The sequence below is a fragment of the Ancylomarina subtilis genome (genome assembly GCF_004217115.1).
In the GTDB taxonomy this organism is placed as follows: domain Bacteria; phylum Bacteroidota; class Bacteroidia; order Bacteroidales; family Marinifilaceae; genus Ancylomarina; species Ancylomarina subtilis.
This window is the reverse complement of sequence record NZ_SHKN01000001.1, coordinates 227,271-247,825: the sequence shown is the minus strand read 5'-3', so window position 1 is coordinate 247,825 and position 20,555 is coordinate 227,271. Positions and strand designations below refer to the sequence as shown.

The 20,555-nt window shown below is 36.2% G+C and carries 20 protein-coding genes; 15 read left to right on the top strand and 5 right to left on the bottom strand.

The window, feature by feature from the left end:
• The first annotated feature begins 149 nt into the window (after positions 1–149).
• Positions 150–2,114, top strand: coding sequence for a PBP1 and LysM peptidoglycan-binding domain-containing protein (locus EV201_RS00980; RefSeq protein ID WP_130305536.1), 1,965 nt, complete (start codon positions 150–152; stop codon positions 2,112–2,114).
• 48 nt (positions 2,115–2,162) lie between these two features.
• Here EV201_RS00980 and EV201_RS00975 read toward each other — a convergent pair whose 3' ends face one another.
• Positions 2,163–2,642 (bottom strand): S-ribosylhomocysteine lyase, encoded by a 480-nt coding sequence (locus EV201_RS00975; protein WP_130305535.1) that lies wholly within the window; start codon positions 2,640–2,642, stop codon positions 2,163–2,165.
• 61 nt (positions 2,643–2,703) lie between these two features.
• Positions 2,704–3,405 carry a 5'-methylthioadenosine/adenosylhomocysteine nucleosidase gene (locus tag EV201_RS00970; protein ID WP_130305534.1) on the bottom strand — a complete coding sequence of 234 codons (702 nt, stop codon included), beginning with the start codon at positions 3,403–3,405 and terminating at the stop codon, positions 2,704–2,706.
• A gap of 241 nt (positions 3,406–3,646) precedes the next feature.
• Here EV201_RS00970 and EV201_RS00965 point away from each other — a divergent pair, with 241 nt between their 5' ends.
• The 13 genes from EV201_RS00965 to EV201_RS16470 all read left to right on the top strand — a co-directional run bounded on the left by EV201_RS00965 (position 3,647) and on the right by EV201_RS16470 (position 14,296).
• Positions 3,647–4,309 carry a DUF2461 domain-containing protein gene (locus EV201_RS00965; RefSeq protein WP_130305533.1) on the top strand — a complete coding sequence of 221 codons (663 nt, stop codon included), beginning with the start codon at positions 3,647–3,649 and terminating at the stop codon, positions 4,307–4,309.
• Between the two features lie 71 nt (positions 4,310–4,380).
• Positions 4,381–4,776 carry a hypothetical protein gene (locus tag EV201_RS00960; protein WP_130305532.1) on the top strand — a complete coding sequence of 132 codons (396 nt, stop codon included), beginning with the start codon at positions 4,381–4,383 and terminating at the stop codon, positions 4,774–4,776.
• Positions 4,777–4,788: 12 nt separating this feature from the next.
• Entirely contained in the window at positions 4,789–5,427 is a 639-nt protein-coding gene (pdxH, locus tag EV201_RS00955) for a pyridoxamine 5'-phosphate oxidase (protein ID WP_130305531.1), read from the top strand.
• Positions 5,428–5,589: 162 nt separating this feature from the next.
• The gene (locus tag EV201_RS00950; protein ID WP_130305530.1) at positions 5,590–6,135 is read left to right on the top strand and encodes a DUF6913 domain-containing protein; all 546 of its coding nucleotides are present in this window, start codon (positions 5,590–5,592) and stop codon (positions 6,133–6,135) included.
• A 6-nt stretch (positions 6,136–6,141) separates the two neighbouring features.
• Positions 6,142–7,026, top strand: a complete 885-nt coding sequence (gene dapA / locus EV201_RS00945; RefSeq protein WP_130305529.1) for a 4-hydroxy-tetrahydrodipicolinate synthase — start codon at positions 6,142–6,144, stop codon at positions 7,024–7,026.
• 117 nt (positions 7,027–7,143) lie between these two features.
• Positions 7,144–7,728, top strand: a complete 585-nt coding sequence (locus EV201_RS00940) for a penicillin-binding protein activator LpoB (RefSeq protein WP_130305528.1) — start codon at positions 7,144–7,146, stop codon at positions 7,726–7,728.
• 155 nt (positions 7,729–7,883) lie between these two features.
• Positions 7,884–9,293, top strand: a complete 1,410-nt coding sequence (locus tag EV201_RS00935; RefSeq protein ID WP_130305527.1) for a COG3014 family protein — start codon at positions 7,884–7,886, stop codon at positions 9,291–9,293.
• Positions 9,294–9,355: 62 nt separating this feature from the next.
• Complete coding sequence (locus EV201_RS00930; protein WP_130305526.1) at positions 9,356–9,826, top strand: GAF domain-containing protein; 471 nt, start codon at positions 9,356–9,358, stop codon at positions 9,824–9,826.
• Between the two features lie 59 nt (positions 9,827–9,885).
• Positions 9,886–10,416 (top strand): NUDIX hydrolase, encoded by a 531-nt coding sequence (locus tag EV201_RS00925; RefSeq protein ID WP_242610438.1) that lies wholly within the window; start codon positions 9,886–9,888, stop codon positions 10,414–10,416.
• Between the two features lie 25 nt (positions 10,417–10,441).
• On the top strand, positions 10,442–11,197 hold the full coding sequence (locus EV201_RS00920; protein ID WP_130305525.1) for a hypothetical protein: 756 nt from the start codon (positions 10,442–10,444) through the stop codon (positions 11,195–11,197).
• 18 nt (positions 11,198–11,215) lie between these two features.
• Entirely contained in the window at positions 11,216–12,286 is a 1,071-nt protein-coding gene (locus EV201_RS00915) for a CDP-glycerol glycerophosphotransferase family protein (protein WP_130305524.1), read from the top strand.
• 63 nt (positions 12,287–12,349) lie between these two features.
• The gene (locus EV201_RS00910) at positions 12,350–13,294 is read left to right on the top strand and encodes a UDP-glucuronic acid decarboxylase family protein (protein ID WP_130305523.1); all 945 of its coding nucleotides are present in this window, start codon (positions 12,350–12,352) and stop codon (positions 13,292–13,294) included.
• Positions 13,295–13,450: 156 nt separating this feature from the next.
• Entirely contained in the window at positions 13,451–14,296 is an 846-nt protein-coding gene (locus EV201_RS16470) for an adenylyltransferase/cytidyltransferase family protein (RefSeq protein WP_207224359.1), read from the top strand.
• Between the two features lie 49 nt (positions 14,297–14,345).
• On the opposite strand, the gene EV201_RS00900 is transcribed toward EV201_RS16470, so the two are convergent.
• On the bottom strand, positions 14,346–15,413 hold the full coding sequence (locus tag EV201_RS00900) for a CDP-glycerol glycerophosphotransferase family protein (protein ID WP_130305522.1): 1,068 nt from the start codon (positions 15,411–15,413) through the stop codon (positions 14,346–14,348).
• A gap of 590 nt (positions 15,414–16,003) precedes the next feature.
• Positions 16,004–18,124, bottom strand: coding sequence for a M3 family metallopeptidase (locus EV201_RS00895; RefSeq protein ID WP_130305521.1), 2,121 nt, complete (start codon positions 18,122–18,124; stop codon positions 16,004–16,006).
• Between the two features lie 275 nt (positions 18,125–18,399).
• Between EV201_RS00895 and EV201_RS00890 the strand changes: the two genes are divergently transcribed.
• The gene (locus EV201_RS00890; RefSeq protein ID WP_130305520.1) at positions 18,400–19,380 is read left to right on the top strand and encodes a chorismate synthase; all 981 of its coding nucleotides are present in this window, start codon (positions 18,400–18,402) and stop codon (positions 19,378–19,380) included.
• Between the two features lie 147 nt (positions 19,381–19,527).
• Here the strand turns inward: EV201_RS00890 and EV201_RS16595 are convergent, their stop codons facing one another.
• Positions 19,528–20,349 carry an SEC-C metal-binding domain-containing protein gene (locus EV201_RS16595; protein WP_278043086.1) on the bottom strand — a complete coding sequence of 274 codons (822 nt, stop codon included), beginning with the start codon at positions 20,347–20,349 and terminating at the stop codon, positions 19,528–19,530.
• Positions 20,350–20,555: the final 206 nt, after the last annotated feature.

Here is a 20,555-nt window from a genome sequence, read left to right as displayed (position 1 = left end):
ATTTCATTTCTAACAGATTGAAAACACAAATCTTAAAATAAACTAAATTCCCTTAGCTAATGTGAATCACATGATTGTTTTATAAACTTTGTTTCTTATTTTTGTTAATGTTCTTATCAAACATCAAAACCCTGAAAAATAATTAGTTAATGAGATATTTCATCCAAAAACTCATCATTCTTTTACTCCTTTCCGGAGCTACTTTCGATGCTTATTCACAATCAAACGACATTGTTCGTTCTAACGAAAAAGTCGTAGTGGCAGGTAAATTCTATTACCTGCACATCGTACGCGAAAAACAAACCCTGTTTTCTATCTGTAAAGCCTATGGGGTTAGCATGAAGGATGTCATGGAAATCAATCGAAAGAAAAATCACAACCTGGATTTAAATGAAATCCTCCGAATTCCTTTTGTTCAATCTGACAGTTTAATAAAAGCGGACAAGCCACAAAAAAAAGAGCAACCTAAATATTTTTACTACGTTATTCAAAAAGGAGACACACTCTATTCCTTATCAAAAAAATTCAATCAGACTGTCGAGAATCTAAAAGCTGACAATCCTGAAATTGGTATAAATAATAAGCTAGCTGTTGGCACTATCCTTAAAGTTAAAAAGCAGGCCAACACTCAGGTTACTGAGAAAAAGAAAAACACATACAAGGTAAAAGCAAGTGACTCTGAAGCAGATATTCTTCTAAAATTCGATATAAAGAAAAGAGCCTTTCGCAGGTTAAATCCTCATATCCGGTCATTCAGAAATATTGCTTCGGGTACTATCGTGAATCTGCCCAAAAATGCCAAACAGATTACCCCTGTTGAAGAGGTTGAAGTTGCAACAACAGACGGAATCAGACAGGCAACAGACTACAACCAAATATTCAAGGAATATTCGATAGACACGACAGTTCAGTCTAAAATTGATATCGCTCTGTTTCTTCCTCTTTATGCTGCTCTTAACGATTCGTTAAACTGGGAAATTTCATATCAGGATACCCTAAAGATAATGACTCGCAAGGAACCCGAAACGGTTTATCCTAAATCACGAGATTTTATCCGCCTGTATCAAGGTGTTTTATTAGCAGTTGAAGACTTAAAGAAACAAGGCTTGGAAATCAATCTGCATGTATTTGACACAGAGAAAAAACAATCAACGGTTCGTCAAACGCTGAATAACTTAGGCCCTTTAAAACTCGATCTGATTTTAGGCCCTGTATATTCACATACATTTGATCTTGTAGCGGAATACGCTCAGGAAAATCAGATTCCGATTATTTCACCTCTTTCATCAAGAAATGCGCAATTGCACAACAATCCTTTTGTATTTCAATTGAACACATCTACAGAATCGTTATGTGATAACATCTTCAATCACCTGATGGCAGATAAGGAAAATAAAAACATTGTAATTGTCCACAGTAAAAACTACAAAGAACTGGAAGAGTACAAATTGGTTCGAGATATTGAACAGCAATTGTTTGAAAACGGAAAATACTGGCAATACACAAACCTGACTTACAGTAAACTTTCGTTTGAAGACTACGGTAATTTAGGCTTGGAACATCTTTTGAGTAAAACCCAGGAAAACATTATTGTTATCCCTTCATCCAAACCTGCTGTAGTTGAAAGTTTCTTGACCAATTTGAAAATTCTTGGCAAATCATATCCAATTCAACTGATCGGTTTCCCATCGTGGCAACGCTACAGCAGTATGGATCCAAGCAATCTGTTCGAACTTAACACACTGATCCTTTCCCCCTACTTCATTGATTATGAATCGGAGAAAGTCAACAATTTTATCGATCGTTTCAGATATGAGTTCAGCTGTGAACCCAATGATTATTCTTTCAGAGCATATGATTTCACTCTGTACTTCTCAACGGCTATAAAACGATTCGGACATCGATTTTTCGATCACCTGAATGAAATAAAAGACATTGAATTGATACAATCAAACTATTCTATTAAAAGTGTGAATGCTTGGGGAGGTTTCGAAAACAAAGGACTTCACGTTATCAATTACGCACCTGATTTTAAGATTAAATCACACAAGTTTGAGCCCATTATAAGGGCGCATCAAAATATTGAACTTCCTAATGAGATGATGAATCAATAGGCTAAAAAGCACCTTAACAAAAAAAGCTACCTAAATGGTAGCTTTTTTTTATTGAGGGTAATTTAAATTTTCCTCCGTGAGATGATCTAAAACTTCATCATTGAATTTCTTTGCTTCTTCTCTCGCCCCTTCTAAATCGTGACTTTTATAATTTCCACATTCAATTTTATCAGCCCCTGGAATTTTTTCATTAAAATCGGACATAAATTGAAACATCTCTTTAATCACATCAACCACATCCTCCGAAATCAAATCGCCATGGAATATCATATAAAAACCTGTACGACATCCCATCGGTCCGAAATAAATGGTTTTTTTAGCCCAAGCATCATGGTTTCTTAAGAATGTTGCACACAAGTGCTCCATCGTGTGCATGGCCTCAATCTCCATTGCCGGCTCCTGATTTGGCAACTTTGTTCGGATATCAAAACTGGTTAGCACTTCATTGCCTACCTTGTCTTTTCGAGAGACATAAATGCCTCGTTTTAATCTGTCATGATCAACTGCAAAACTGTCTATCTTTTTCATTTTATTCAATTTTTAAGTAGCATCAACATATCGTAATGAATCCCAATAACTTTTAATCTGCTTAGGCCTGCCCCAACTCCTGGATCATTTCCATAACCATATTACCGGAATTTACTGCAGCTGTTTCAACAAATTCTTCGTACTGAACAGCATTCTCCTGACCTGCAATATCCGAAATAGAACGGATAACAACAAATGGAACACTAAAACGATAACACGCCTGAGCAATTGCAGCCCCCTCCATTTCAACAGCATCAGCTTCCGGAATAAGCTCTTTGATTCTTTTTGTTGCATCAGGGTTATTCATAAACTGATCCCCCGTTACAATGGTACCACACTTCGTTGTCAAGTCGGTTAATTTATGAATCGATTTGTCGGCCAGTTCAATCAACTGACTATCGGCAATAAAACTTGGAGGCATGCCCGGAACCTGTCCGTGTTTGTAACCAAAAACTGTACAATCAAAATCGTGATGAATCGCTTCTTTGGAAATAACGATATCCCCCACTTTCAAATCAGAAATAAAGCCACCAGCACAACCCGTATTGATTATAAAATCAGGTGCGAAATTATCAATCAAAACCGCAGCCCCGATTCCGGCATTCACCTTCCCAATTCCGGATTGCAGCAGAACAATGTCAACGCCATGAATCTGACCTTTATAAAAAGTAAAACCCGCTTTGCTAATTTCTTCTCTGTTATTCAATTCATCGCGTAGCCTGGTCACCTCAATTTCCATGGCCCCTATAATACCTATAATCATATTTTTTGTTTGTTTTATTCGTCTGTATAAAATCATCTCAACTCAGCCACTTACTGATTCAAAATCATTAAAGTCTTGCAAAATTAACAAAGGAAACGGGTTTCCTAAATTCCTTATCAAAAAATAATGCAATCTCTGTTCTCCTTCTCATCCAATATTCCTGAGCAATCTTTGATTATCTTCAGCAATAATCGTATTTTGAAACTCAATTAAAAATAATCTTTAAAAGATAAAACTGCCCATGCTTCCCAATTCCATTTATCAATACCTTCTTGATTTAAGAGAAAATAATAATCGTGATTGGTTTCATGCCAATAAAGCACAATATAATCAGGCAAAAAAAGATTTTGAACTTTTCACTGAGCTTAGTATTCAGCAAATTAAAAGCATAGACCCCTCTGTGGCAGGACTCAATGCAAAAGACTGTATTTTCAGAATCTTTCGCGATGTTCGGTTCTCAAATGATAAACGACCTTACAAAACCAACTTTGGTGCATTTATAGCCCCAAGTGGACGCAAATCAAGATACGGAGGTTATTATATCCATATAGAACCCGAACAATGTTTTTTGGGAGGAGGCTGCTATATGCCCGAATCAAAAACATTAAAAGCCATTCGCGAAGAAATTTATCATCATCCTCAGGAATTTAAAGCCATTGTTGAAAATCCGAAGTTCGTAAGCCACTACCCTGAACTGTATGGCGAAAAACTAAAAACTGCTCCTCGTGGTTATCCCAAAGATTTCGCACACATTGACCTTTTGAATTACAAACATTATGCTGTCAGTAAATCGATATCTGATGAAGTTGTAAACTCCGATAAATTTCCACTTGCCATACAAGACGCTTTTGAAGCCCTGTATCCTCTCAACCGATTTTTGAATGATATCGTGAAAGATTTGTAGTTTTATTCCCCAGCTATTTGGAATTAGTATCGATAAAAGAGATATTCGCAGAATAAAATCAAAATTTAATTATGAGCCAAAAAGGGAAAAGACTTAGTGGAGAAGAACTGCACGAGTTAGGCATCAAATGGGTGTATAAACATATTAAAGATGAATTCGAAGTCCTTTCTGTAAACATCGAATTTGAAAAGAATCCACAAATTATCGCCCGAAAAGATGATAATATGTATTTTATCGTTGTGAAAACAAGTACCTATCCTGATTTGGGCTCACTAAGCCCAATGGCAGCCGAGGAGATCATTAAACATGCTGACACGCATCAAGCTAAAATCCTGTTTGCTCATGTTGGTGTAGCCAATGCCAATACTAAGAATGAAGCTGAAATGGCTTTCCCCGAAAAGGATGGTCAATACTACATCAACTACACGGGTTTGAGCATCGAGCCCAATATACTTATGCAGCCCTAGAAACACCAATCCATGCAAGAAGATATTCAGAAAAAAAGACATGAGTATTCCCTGAACCAACTCAACGAAGAGGATGTAAAACCCAATCCCTTTGACCAATTTGACGCCTGGTTTAAAATGGCTCTTAATGCCAACCTCCCCGATGCCAATGCTATGACTCTGGCTACTGTTAACTCAGAAGGGAAACCAAGCGCTAGAATCCTTTTACTTAAGGATTATTCAGAAGAAGGCTACTGTTTTTTCACAAACTACGATAGCAGAAAAGGGAAAGAGTTAAAACAAAATCCGAATGCCGCAATGGTGTTTTTTTGGCCACAATTAGAAAAACAGATTCGAATAGAAGGTCATATTCAACAATTATCGCCCGAACATTCCGACCGGTATTTTATGGAACGCCCTGTAGGAAGTCGTCGGGCTGCAGCTGTTTCTCCCCAGTCAAGCATATTAAAAAACCGAGCTGAGTTAGAAACAGCCATAGAAGATTTCAAAACAAAATTTGGAGATGATTTTCAGCGTCCGGCTTTTTGGGGAGGCTATCAACTTATTCCTGAAAAATTTGAATTTTGGCAAGGACGCGAAAGCCGCTTAAACGATAGGATTGAATATTTCCTGGAAGACAAAAAATGGAAATTTCATCGCTTAGCTCCCTGATTTACAATTGAACTAAAAAAAGCCTTTAACAAAGGCTTTTTTTTGCTCCTTCAAGCCCGAAAAAATCATTATATTGTGCCTGATTTTCATACAAATAGACTTTCTTTTAAGTTTAAAATCTAACAGATTATATTTATTTTAATAAAGATTACTTAACTAGATATGAGCATTTTCAAAAAAACAGCTGAAAATATTGCCCGAAAAATTCTAAACAATCAGTTAAAAAAACAACAAAGACGTGTAGAATTTCACAACATGAACAGTGCACGCCATATTGGTATTCTTTTCGATACAAATCAAAAAGGGAATAATAAAATTGTCAGTGATTTTTATAAAGATTTAAAAAGCCAGGGGTATAAAGTAAATGCTGCAGGTTGGTATACAGGTGAGGACATACCTCAAAGACCACTAAACACCTTAGACTTCATTTATTTCTCCGATCAGGATAGCAATTGGAAAGGCATTCCTCAAACGCATGAAATATCTGAATTCTTTAAACAAAAATTCGATATTTTATTTGTTCTGACCCAATCAGAAGAGTTGCCTGTTCAATACATCGTATCACTATCGAAATCCGCATTTAAGGTTGGGGCAAATGCAAATAATAAAGAACATTTGGACTTTATGATTGAACTCAAAGAGCAATCAAGCATACAAAACCTAATTCAAGACAGTATCAATTACCTTTCAGAAATTAAGAAAAACTAAAATAATATGTCACATCAATTTACAGGAACAGGAGTTGCCATCATCACTCCTTTCTCCACAAACGGAAATATCGATTTTAACTCTCTTACAAACTTAGTCGATTTCCAAATTGACAATGGAATAAACTACCTTGTTGTTATGGGAACAACTGGTGAGGCCGCAACTCTTAATAAAGATGAGAAAAAGGCTGTAATTGATCACATTATTAAAATCAACAACAAAAGAGTCCCTCTTGTTATTGGTATTGGTGGCAACAACACCCTTGAAGTTGTCGAAAACATTAAAAACTTTCATGCCTATAAAGAGATCGCAGGTATCCTATCTGTTGCGCCTTATTATAACAAACCCAGTCAGGAAGGCCTTTACCAGCACTATAAAATGATTGCAGAAGCAAGTCCTGTTCCAGTGATCTTATACAATGTTCCTGGTCGAACATCCATTAATATCTCAGCAGAAACAACGCTTCGTTTGGCGAATGATTTTAAAAATATCGTCGCTATAAAAGAAGCTTCCGGTAATATGGAGCAAATTATGGCAATCATCAATAATAAGCCCAGTGACTTCGCTGTTATTTCCGGAGACGATGCTCTAACTTTCCCCATGATTTGTTTGGGAGCTGAAGGGGTTATATCTGTTGTTGCAAATGCATTCCCAAAAGAATTTAGTGATATGGTGAATGCTGCCCTAAATTGTGAAATTGAAAATGCTAAAACGTTACACTTTAAGCTTTTCGAAATTATTCAAAACTTATTTGCAGAGGGAAATCCGGCAGGCATCAAAGCCATATTAAACATTAACAAACTGATTGAAAACAACTTTAGATTACCGATGACTGCAGTGAGTGATAAACATTACGCAAAACTTGAAAAATTAGTTCGTCAGGTCAAGTAAGTGTGGCACACAAATTGATTGTCATCATAAAGATTACATCCTGTAATTTACCGAGTCCTCATTAAATATGAGTATATTGAAAATAACAATCTATTAGAGAAAATTAAAACACACATTATGAATCATTCATTTCGTTTATTAGTTTTTGCATTGGTCTTAGTTGCCAGTTCATCTTGTTCACGTCAAATTTCAAGAGTTTCACCTGATCAACAAATTGACTTAAGTGGCCGTTGGAATGATACCGATTCTCAGCTGGCTGCACAGGCTCTTACCCAACAGGTTTTGAGTCAGAATTGGATTGCGGATTTCGAGAAGGAATTCAACCGAAAGCCCGTTGTAATTGTAGGATTGATCTATAATAAAAGTTCAGAACACATTGAAGCAGATACCTATATCAAAGATATTGAGAAATCGATTCTAAACGATGGCAGAGTGCGATTGGTTCAAGCAGGTTCTAAACGTGAAGATCTCCGTCAGGAAAGAGCTGATCAACAAGATTTCGCCTCAAAAGAAACCATAAAAAAATGGGGACAAGAACTGGGTGCTGACTTTATTCTTCAAGGTGATATCAATTCGATTATCGATAGTCACAAGAGAGAAAAAGTACGTTATTACCAGTTGAACCTGGAATTAACAAACATTGAGACTAGCGAGCTTGTTTGGATGGGCGATAAAAAAATCAAGAAATATGTAAACCGATAAATTGAGGTTTAAACATCAGTTGATTTTGAATTTATTCTACAAATTAAACGGGTCAACTGAAAACTAAATAGGAATGCTTGCAGGACAATTTGTCCTGTAAGTATTTAACTTCTTGACTGTAATTCCTAAGTCAAACATTCAACCATCCTCTTAGTATGATGCTCCCAAAACAAAAACTATTTCGATTTTTTCTCATTGTACTAGCTCCACTTCTATTGTCTGCTTGTGCGACATATTATCAACAAAACGAAGCCTTCAATAAAAGTTTTGCAAGTGGTGATATGCAAAGCGCGAATAAGCATTTGGATGCGAACAAAAAATTACAAGCCAATCGAAACCGGGTCCTGTACCTTGTAAACAAAGGAACTTTAGCCTGGATGCAGCAAGACTACGTATTGGCAAATAAGTTCTTCAACGAAGCTGATTTGTTTATTGAAGATCAGAGAAAAAATCTGGGTTCAGAAGCTTTGGCATACCTCACCAATCCCAGTGTGAAACCCTATATACCTGAGGACTTTGAAAATGTTCTGATTAACTATTATAAAGCCATTGGGTATCTTGAGCAGGGAAAAAAAGAAGAAGCGCTTATTGAATGTCGCCGTGTCAATGAAAAGCTTTATACCCTTAACGACAAATACCCAAAAAACCATAAAAACAGATACAGCGATGATGCCTTTGCTCATAACCTCATGGGAATGATTTATGAGGCATCAAAAGACTACAACAATGCCTTTATTGCCTATCGAAATGCCTACAATATATACAAAGAAAACTATACTGAAAACTTTGGAACCACTCCTCCAGAACAATTAAAAAAAGACATTTTAAGAACAGCAAAACGAATCGGTTTCGATCAAGAATATAATTTCTACAGCAAGGAGTTTGGCATGATTGATAGTTCTGATAGAAAAATTGAAGGTGAAATAATCTTTATTTGGATGAACGGATTAGGCCCTGTTAAGGATGAGTGGAGTATCAATTTTGCGGCCAATAGAGGCGCTGGCGGTATACTTACACTTGCCAACAGTGAAGAAGGAGTCAGCTTCCCTTTCAACACGAGCAATTTCAATAGCAATGAGCGCTCCGCATTAAACAATCTCGATTTCATCAGAATTGCGTTCCCCAAATACAGAGAACGTATGCCTTTATTCAATCAAGCATCTATCGAACTCGACAGTCTAACTCATTTTAACCTGGAAAAAGCAGAAGACATCAATGCGATTGCCTTCAAATGCCTCAAAGATCGCATGGTAAGAGAATTGGCGAATTCAATTATAAGACTAGCAACCAAAAAGGCACTTGAGGAATACACACGTAGCCAGGACAAAACAATGGGAACCCTACTCAGTATTGCTAACGCCCTAACAGAGAAAGCTGACACCCGAAACTGGCAGACACTTCCTCACAGCATCTATTACACCCGAATCAAATTAAAACCAGGTAAGTACAAACTGAAATTAAATCTTAACAGTGGGATCAATGGGCACACCAGCCAGGAATTAAATTTCACGGTAAAAGCGGGTGAAACTCAATTTTTCACCTTCCAAAATTTAGAAACTCGATAACTTTCGAGTTGTGTTTAATGGGATCATTGTTTAGATTCGCATATTCAATTAAAAAAAGTCATATGGACAAAATAAATAAAAGCAAAAGAGCACGCTATCAAAGATTAAACGAGCAATTAAGGGGCTTATTCAAATCGACTGAAAATATGATGTCAAGACTGGCAACCGTAGAAGCCATTCTGCATCATAAAATCAAATATTATTCGTGGACAGGCATCTACCTTCTTGTTGATGGAGAACTATTGGTTCATTCGTACCAAGGTCCTGTAGCTTGTCAAAAGTTAGCCAAGGACAAAGGTGTTTGTTGGGCTGCAATCAATCAAAAGGAGACAATTGTTGTCCCCGACGTACACGACTTTCCTGGCCATATTGCCTGCGATTCAGCAACAAATTCTGAAATTGTCCTTCCCTTAAAAGACAAATCCGGCAATATCATTGGCGTATTTGATGTTGACTCTCGTGAATTCAACTCATTCAATGAAGTTGATGCAGAAGAATTAGAGAAAATTCTAAAGATGGTTATTGAACTTTAATAAGTTCCATTCATCTGCATTTTTGATTCAGACACAAATATAAATCAATAATAAACGGCATGATGTCGACACGACCCAAAAACACCATTCACTATTGCCCTAAGTGTGGCAGTAGTGAATTTTCTTTTAGAGAAGATCAATCCTTCTTATGCAAGAAATGCCAATTTCATTTATACATTAACTCAGCTGCTGCGGTCGCTGCTTTAATTATCAACAATAAGGGGGAAATTCTTTTTACTAAACGTGCCATTAATCCTCACAAAGGCATGCTCGATTTGCCAGGAGGTTTTGTTGACATCATGGAAACAGCTGAACAGGCTTTAGTTAGAGAAATAAAAGAAGAACTGAATCTCGACATTGATAAATACAGATACTTTATATCATCACCAAACGAATATGTTTTCGGTGGATTATCTGTATTTACACTGGATTTAGCTTATATTTGTGAACTAAATTCATTTAACCATATACACGCAAAAGACGATATCTCAGATTACGAATTTATTGCCCCTGATTTGATCCCCTACAACAGAATTGGTGGTGAGTCGATAAAGAGAATAACAAAAGCTTTTGTACAAAAACTAGGATAATTTTATCCATTCATTCTATTAATCTATGCGAATTAAAGTCAATCCTAAATATTCACAACTGAAGCCCTTTCTCGAAAATCTTCATCAAAATTTCGACAAGGAAGGAAAGTCAATCTACAAAGGGCGAAATGAAATTCGTGTGTTTGAATACAAAGGACTAAAGCTGAATGTTAAGTCTTTCAAAATACCTCATCTAATAAATAAAATTGCTTACGCATACCTGAGAGGATCAAAGGCAAAGCATTCTTTTGAATATGCCATGAAAATAAGAGCTTGTGGAGCTGAAACCCCTGAACCCATTGCCAATATCGAGATTTTTAAAAATGGCTTATTTAATCGTAGCTACTATATCTCTATACATCAAGATTACGATTTTACTATTCGTGATTTAATTGGCTTTGATTTTCCTGATAAAGAAAATATATTGAGACAATTTGCCGTATTTACCTACGAAAAGCTTCATAAAAACAACATCCATCACCTCGATTATTCTCGTGGCAACATTCTCATCACTCGACTTGAAAACCAACAATATGATTTTAGTATTGTAGATATAAACCGAATGAGATTCGAGAAAATGGATTATATTAAGGGATTGAGAAATTTTGCTCAAATTTGGGCTTCAGATAATGAACTAGAAATTATCGCTCGTGAATATGCAAAAATAAACAATAGAAATGAAGAAGAAGCTACCCGTCTTTTAATTGAATTTGACAAAAAACACAAAGAAAATATTGAACGTAAAAAGAAATTCAAAAAACGTTTAAAATCATCCAAATAAGTATAATACTACAGCTATATGAAAGTCGTTTTATTTTGTAAAAAACCTTATTCTTTTGGTATTCTTCGCCCCCTTCAAATGGAAGCAGAACAAGCTGGAGATGAAGTAATATGGTATATTGATTCTGATATTACCAGTATCTTTCCGTATAAGGCTGACTCTACTATAACTAGTTCAATACAAGCCATTGTAGATTTTAAAGCTGATGCCATTTTTGCACCAGGAAACAATGTCCCTCATTTTTTAAGAGGTGTAAAAGTTCAAGTTTTCCATGGATTAGCTGGGGGAGAGAAAGGTCTTTTTAAAAAGAGAAAGAAAGGTCATTTTAGAATCCGTAATTACTATGATTTATACTTAACATCCGGAGCTTTCTTCACAAAACGATTTAATCAACTAGCAAAAAAACATGGTGATTTCGAGGTTATTGAAACAGGTTGGTGCAAACTAGATGCTCTATTCATTCAGAAAAACGATTTTAAAGAAGAAAAACAAGCCTTACTTGAGAAACATCAAGCGCAAAAGATTCTTCTCTTTGCTCCCACTTTCTCGCCTAGCTTAACATCGGCAGAAGCTATATTTAATGAGATCATAACTTTATCTAAAAATCCAAATCATCTGGTTTTGATTAAGTTTCATGATAAAATGAATAAGGAGGTGAAAGCAAAATATAAACAAGCTGCCCAAACTCTAAAAAATCTTGTAATCGTAGATGATCCCAATATCATTAAATATCTGATTATTTCTGACTTAATGATAAGCGACACATCATCGGTTGTCTATGAATTTTTATTGCTAGATAAACCCGTTGTTACATTTAAAACATCATCAGGAAACATCAAATGGACAAATGTTGATAAACCAGAATTACTTATAAGTTCAGTCGAATCAGTTTTGAAATCTGATATCAACCAGAAAAACAGACAATGGATTATCGATAATTACCACCCTTTAAGTGATGGGAAATCTGCAAAAAGGATGATTGAAGCAGTTAAGAACTGGCTAAAGAACAATACTGTTCCAGAGAAAAGAAAACTATCAATACTACGGAGATGGGAAATGTCGAAAAAATATGGGAAAATCAAAAAATGATAGAACTTTATTTCAGATATTAGTAATCAGAATATATATAAAGGATAATAAAATAAGATAATCATGAAACGTATACTTGTTACTGGAGGAGCTGGATTTATTGGATCTCACCTATGCGATCGTCTAATAAAAGAAGGCAATGATGTTATTTGTCTCGACAATTATTTCACAGGTAACAAGCGAAATATTGAACATCTTATATCTCATCCTTATTTTGAGTTGGTACGTCACGATGTAATTCAACCTTACTTCGCTGAGGTCGATCAAATATACAATCTGGCCTGCCCTGCTTCGCCAGTTCACTACCAATACAATCCCATAAAAACGACCAAGACTTCGGTTATGGGTGCTATTAATATGCTTGGATTAGCCAAACGCATTAAAGCTCGTGTCCTGCAAGCATCAACAAGTGAGGTGTATGGCGATCCTGAGATCCATCCACAGACCGAGGATTACTGGGGAAATGTGAACCCTATTGGTGTTCGCTCTTGTTACGACGAAGGCAAGCGTTGTGCTGAAACCCTGTTTATGGATTACCACAAACAAAATCAGGTGGATATTAAAATCATGCGTATTTTCAATACCTATGGGCCTAATATGCATCCTAATGATGGGCGTGTGGTTTCAAACTTCATCATTCAGGCTTTAAAAGGTGAAGATATCACCATTTATGGTGATGGTTCACAAAGCAGAAGTTTTCAATATGTTGACGATTTGGTTGAAGGAGCCATTAGAATGATGAATTCACCATGTGATTTCATTGGACCAGTAAACATCGGCAATCCCAATGAATTTACCATTCTCGCATTAGCTCAAAAGGTAATTGAGCTCACTCAATCTAAATCGAAGATAATCCATAGAGAATTACCTATGGACGATCCAATGCAGCGACAACCGGATATTAGCCTGGCAAAAGAAAAATTAAATAACTGGGAACCTAAAATCCAGTTGGAAGAAGGCCTGATTAAAACCATTCAGTATTTCGAAGACTTGATTCGAAAATCTTAATCTGACATTTCTATTTATATCAAACCTATAATTTCAAAGGTCTTTTTTGCATTCAAATGGATGTTTGCTTAGTTTTGTACTCATCAAACAGAACGGGTGGATATCTACACCTGCATGGCCTTGATCTTAGTTTGCTAATCATGTGATACAAAATATATGCTTAAAGATACTTTAAAGAAATTCGGTTACCCTCGCACACTTATTAAGGAATACAAACATTGGCTATTGTTAGTTAGAGAACAACAACTGACATTAGGCTCAATGATTCTGATATGTAGAGAAGAAAAACACAACTTTCATGAAATTAGTTCGGAGGCAACAAGTGAACTATCGACCGTGACCAAGGACATTGAGTTGAGCACACAAAAAATATTCAAATACGATAAAATCAACTATAATATGTTGATGATGGTTGACCCCGAGGTGCACTTTCATGTGATTCCTCGTTATAGTAAAAACAGCAGTTTCAAGTCGAATGATTTTGTTGATATAGATTGGCCTAAACCTGTTAATTTCACTCAAAATCATAACACCATTAGCCAGGAACAACTGGAAGAAATCAAAATAGCTATTCAAGACAATTTACCAAATTCAAATTCGGAAAAGAAATATGGTAAAATGTACACATCTGGCTGCTACGATTTATTACACTTCGGACACTTAAATATTTTTAAGCAGTCGAAAGAACTTTGTGATCATTTGATTGTAGGTGTTTCAACGGATGAACTCATTTTAAAAACCAAAGGTAAAAAGCCGGTTATTCCTTTTGAGGAAAGAGCTAGAATGGTTTCATCCATTAAATATGTTGATGAAGTAATCCCACAAGAAGATAAGGATAAACAAAAAGTCGTTGATAAATATGGCATCGATGCGATCTCGGTTGGTGATGACTGGAAAGGAAAATATCCACCAGTAACATGCGAGATGGTCTACTTCTCATATACTAAAAGTGTGAGTTCTACAATCCTGAAAAACACACTTAAATTAATCGACAATAAATAAACCATATAAAAGGCTTAAGTTTTTTTGAACTTAAGCCTCTCTTTATTCTCTACTTATTCGCCTCTATATAATCGGCTATTCGAGCTGATGCTTTCCCGTCTGTAGGCCCCACATGGTCACGAGTGTAAGCTTTTCTGTTCGCTTCAAAATTTTTAGGCTGACTTAACTCCTCTTCAACTTTCTTTTTCAAATGCTTATAACTCTTTGCATGAGCTCCCAAGTCATTATAGATTACTGAATCCTTACCAAAACGTGCATCAAATCGATACTTAAATATGCCTTTATAAGACCATTTTAGATCGTAAAAGTCACAAATAACAACAGGTTTATTTAAGGCAGCAAATTCAAATAAAGTTGAAGATGCCTCACTAATAAGCAAGTCTGCTGAAACCAAAAAAGGGACTAATGAGAATTCATCAATCTCAGCCACATAAACATTCGGATAGCTCGCCCATTGTTTAATTAGCTTCTGCTCCTTTTTATAACGATCTCTCGATAAGGTTAAAGCGTGAACCTTAATCAAGATATTGTAAGCTTGAAATTCCTTAGGCCAATTCCTTGGGAAACATCCCAGTGAGCTTGGGTTAAATGTTGGTGCATATAACAAAGTTGGCTTATTCGGGTCCAAATTCACCTTTCCCCAATCGATGCCCTTCTCTGTTTTATTAAAAATGGGGTCGAGTTTAGAAAAACCAACTTGCTGAAAATTATCATCAGGAAACATTTGCATAATTTTATCTAAACGCAAATCTCCTTCGATAAAACGGACGGTCATTGGTGTCTTCGACTTTAAATAATAACTTGGCTTTGGGCCTATACCATGCCCCATTTGCACGGTTCTCGATACTTTATGAATCTCATCCAAATAAGGAAACTCATTCCCGAAGAAGATCCAATCGGGTTGATCTTTTAAATACACATCCTTAGCCACGTTGTAGTCGTAAACCCAAGTATACTCAATCCCCATACTTTCCAACAATTCTGTCATCTTAGCTTCATCATTCTTTTTGGAATAAACAATGAAACGACAGCTGTGCCCTCGCTTATTGAGTTCTTCAAATACAGGAAGATATTGGGGCAAGTAATAGATATTTAGGACATCGAAAAAGATCTTCATCTTGTTTGTTTTTTAGAAATAGTTCCACAACAAGTCATCAACTCATCAAGACTAATTGGTTTTCAACTTCCAAAGATAGCTTTCCTTAAACGAAGATAGAAGCTTTCAACTTGCAATTTTGAGAATAAAAAAAAAGTACAGTTCCACGCAAACTATTAAGTAAAAACATCTCCCCAAAGACAATAACTTTTAATCTGAGAAATATAAGCTCTAATATATTTTACAAAACAGATCTTCATAAAGTAAAAACCTGTTTCAAATTCATATTATTTCACCTTTTATATCAAAAACAAAATTTCAAATCTGACATAAAGGATCTAAATAATTTAAAAGTCAATTTAAAATGATTAAAATGAAGTATTGCGGACAATGGACTTTATCAATGAGTAAGTCTAAACAAATATGAAATACTTTTGTTGATAGCCTTAAAAAAATATAGAGTGTAACTATCTGATCAAACCGTATGATTATAACCAATATAAAATCTTTAACTCACTGTTCATATAAATATAGTAATTGAAGATGAATGGATACAAAAAAAATCCGACCCACTTTCGTGAATCGGATTTCTCATATTTATTTAGATGGGTTTATTTCAAACCTCTCTTCTTTAATAAAGGCTCGATACTTGGTTCAGCACCTCTAAAGCGCTTGTAAAGTACCATTGGATCTTCTGTTCCACCTCTGGACAATACATTTTCGCGGAATGCTTTTGCAGTAGCCTGGTCGAATAATGAAGTTTCCTTAAATGCCTGGAATGCATCAGAATCAAGTACACCAGCCCAAATGTAAGCATAGTAACCTGCAGAGTATCCTCCAGCAAAAATATGATTGAAATAAGTAGAACGGTATCTTGAATAGATCTCAGGAATTAATCCGATTCCTTCAAGGTAGTTCTTTTCAAAAGTCATGACATCTTCAGTCAATGGCTCAGTTAAAGTGTGGTACTTCATATCTAACAATGAAGCAGCAAGATATTCAACCGTAGCAAATCCTTGATTGAATTTACCTGCAGCCTGAATCTTCTCAACCAATTCAGCTGGAATCACCTCACCTGTCTTGTAATGCTTAGCATATAATGCCAACATCTCTGGTTCAAAAGCCCAGTTTTCCATTACCTGAGATGGAAGTTCAACAAAATCACGTGATACAGAAGTACCAGACAATGTGTTGTAACGACACTTAGATAGGAATCCGTGAAGTGCGTGACCAAACTCGTGGAATAAAGTCTCAACTTCATCAGGACTAAGCAATGCTGGTCCGTCGCCTACTGGCTTGGTGAAGTTACAAATATTCATGATAATTGGAGTAATCTCCTTGTCAGTACCTAAACCTGATTGCTTACGGAATGAATCCATCCAAGCACCACCACGCTTAGAAGCACGTGGGTGATAATCCAAATAGAAGATACCAATATGGGTTCCATCAGCTTCCTGAAGCTCCCAAGTTTGACACTCTTCGTGGAATTTAGCAATATCGTTACGCTCAACGAACTTGATACCATAAAGCTTTGTTGCCAAAGCAAAAGCACCATCACGTACGTTGTTGATCTCAAAGTAAGGACGCAATTCTTCTTCATCCAAAGCATACTTCGCTTTCTTCACTTTGTCTGAATAGTACCACCAGTCCCAAGAAGCCAACTTAAATTTGCCGCCTTCTTTGTCAATCATTTTCTGTAACTCAACAGCTTCTTTTTTTGCATTTGGCAAAGCAGCATCCCAAAGTTTGTTCAATAACTCCATCGCTTTCTCTGGAGTCTTAGCCATATTTCTGTCAAGAACATAAGCAGCATGGTTTTTAAATCCGAACAACTTAGCTCTCTCGATTCTTAGGTTGGCAATCTCCTGAGCATTCTTCTTGTTATCGAACTCATTGTTATTGTTACCACGGTTTACGTATCCCATATACAATTTCTCTCTCAAGTCACGCTTGTCAGAGTACTGTAAAAAAGGAAGCATTGATGGCTTATCCAAACCAAACATCCATTTACCTTCTTTACCAGCAGCAGTTGCTTTTTCAGCAGCAGCGCCAATAACTGACTCAGGTAAACCAGCAAGGTCTTCTTTATTGTCAATAACCAATTCGAAAGCATTGGTTTCAGCCAATACATTATCGCCATACTGCATCGTAAGCAATGACAACTTTTCATCGATCTCACGAAGTTTTGCTTTCTTATCTGCGTCAAGATTAGCACCACTACGTACAAATCCTTGGTACATTTTCTCAAGCAACGTATTTTGCTCAACAGAAAGCTTTAAATCATCTTTCTTATCGTAAACCGTTTTAATTCTCTTGAATAGGTTTTCGTTAAGGCTAATATCAGCACCATGCTTAGTCAACAATGGAGACATTTCTTTTGCCAACTTTGCAATGGAATCGTTGTTGTTAAAACCTTTTTGTGCATAAAAAACATTGCTCACTTTAGACAATAATTCACCTGTCTTTTCGAAAGCTTCAATTGTGTTTGCAAAAGTAGGCTCCTCTTTGCTGTTTGCAATGGCTAAAACCTCAGCTTGCTCTTGCTTCATTCCTTCAAGAAAAGCTGGCTTATAATGTTCAAATTTAATCTGATCAAACGGAGCTGTTTGATGTGGTGTGTTATATTCTGAGAAAAATGGATTCCCATTTGCCTCAGTTTTATCACACTTGTCGCAATTGCATGAGCTTAATAAAACACTCGCTGCAAATAATGAAAGAAATGTTCTTTTCACCTTGTGTTTGTTTTATGTTAGTAATAGTTCTTTTCTAGTTGGCTAAAATACTAAAAAGGCTATAGTAAACCATGACAAAGCTCAATTTCCTAAACATGTTAGATTTTGACTAAACAAATACAATAATATCAAAAATGTATAATCCAAATTTATGAAACACCAATTTAGCCCAATAGCACATTGCTCATTCACAAAATTGCTATCTTTGTTTTCACTATTACCAAATTATTAAACCACAACTGGATTCTATCCAGCCTATACAAACGATTATCCCTATGAATACATTCGGAAGAATTTTCAAAATCAGCATATTCGGAGAATCTCACGGCAAAGGTGTCGGTATTACGATTGATGGCTGTCCATCAGGCATTTCGATGACCGAAGATGATTTACTCCCTGATTTGAGTCGTCGTAAATCAGGCGCTAAAGGCACAACACCACGTATCGAAAAAGATTTACCAAGCATTCTCAGTGGTACTTTTAAAGGCAAAACCACAGGTGCACCGCTCATTATTTTATTCCAAAATACAAATACACAATCGAAGGATTACAGCAATTTACTTGATACACCTCGTCCAGGTCATGCCGATTTTGTAGCACAACACAAATTTGGCAAAAACAATGATTACACGGGTGGTGGTCATTTCTCCGGAAGAATCACCTTAGGCTTAGTTGTTGCCGGAACAGTTGCCAAAAAGATTCTTGGTGATGTTAATATCGAAGCCAATCTGACAGAAATTGGTGGATCAACCGATTTCGATGCCGCTTTGGATAAGGCAATCAAGAACCATGATTCTATTGGTGGAATTGTTGAGTGTAGAGCCAATAATTTACCAATTGGATGGGGTGAACCCTTCTTTGATTCTGTAGAATCGATGATTTCCCATCTTGTTTTTGCTATCCCTGCAACCAAAGGGATTGAGTTTGGCTCAGGTTTCGAAGCTGCAAGAATGACCGGATCGGAGCATAATGACAATATCATAAGTCCTGAAGGAAAAACTGAAACCAATCATGCTGCGGGTATCAATGGTGGGATTACCAATGGTAATGAAATTGTTTTTAGAGTTGCCATCAAGCCAACTTCATCAATAGGTGTGAGTCAGCGAACCATGAACATTTCCAAATCAGAAATGGAAGACTTGCTGATTGAAGGAAGACATGATGCCTGTATTGCAATTCGAGTACCTGTGATTATTGAAGCGGTTACGGCTATTGCACTTGCCGATCTTAAACTGCTCGACAAAGCCAGACGATAAGCAAAGATATTGACGTAAAAGACGTCTGATTCAATCTTTATAGATCATACCGAATATCAATTGAAAAGAGGATGCCAAAACCATTTTGACATCCTCTTTTCTTATATTATTAAAATCTGAAATCACAGATCATTAATCGATATGCATTTAATTCATACAACACTGCTTGAATTTCTTACCTGACCCACAGATACAAGGGTCATTACGCCCTATTTTTTTGTTGGTTTGGATTGGAGCCTCAGATTGTGAAAAGATAGCTTCCATTTGTTGATAATGGTTTTTCCATTCTGTATCGCGCATTTCACAAAAAGCAAGTCCTTTTACAAAATCAGTTACTCGCCCTTCCATCACATCGATATAGAACTGCAATTCCACAGCCGTGTGTTTTCCTTCAAATTTTGGCAACATGGCTTTAAACTTATCTAATGTTCCCGGGTGTTGAATATCTCCAAGAATTCTGATATAATGATCCAACCACTGAAAGTTTTCCAAATCAAGAATCGCAAATATGCGATCGAACTGCTTATCAGTCGCGTAATACAAAGCTTCGAAACTAAAAATATATGGCGTTTTGCTTTCCTTATCGATATTTCCTTCGATGTATTCCAAAACTTTATCTACAAACTCATTGGGAAATTGTTTCGCCATCTGCCCCACTAAATAAACGGCTTGCTCATTCATTAAATCCCAATCTTCCTCAACACTGAATAAATTTAATAAATCATCAGCATAGTCCAAATGCAAGTGTTTTTCCGCCACAACAGCATACCACAAAGGTGCGGGTAGCATAATTCTCAAATCATCAGAATAGTACACTTTACCGTTGTAAGCATTCTCAAAGGCATATTTCAACTTCTTGATTAGTGCCTCATCTGAATCCAAATTTCTTAAATAATCAATCGCCTCATAAGGAATTCCCTGAGCCTTTGTATCAATCGTTTTAAATGCTTGTTCTGTAGATCTAATCATAATTCTCAATTTGCCACAAAGATATATTTTTATAAAACTTCCATTGTCATTTTCGTCTATTAATTTAATGATTTGCCCCAACTTTTAAATCGCTTATCAATTATTTAAATTATGATGTAATGCCACTATTTCTAATGGTTCTAAGCCTTTTTTTTTCGTTTATGAGATTCTCTTATCTATATTTGCCGCCCCCTAACACAATAATG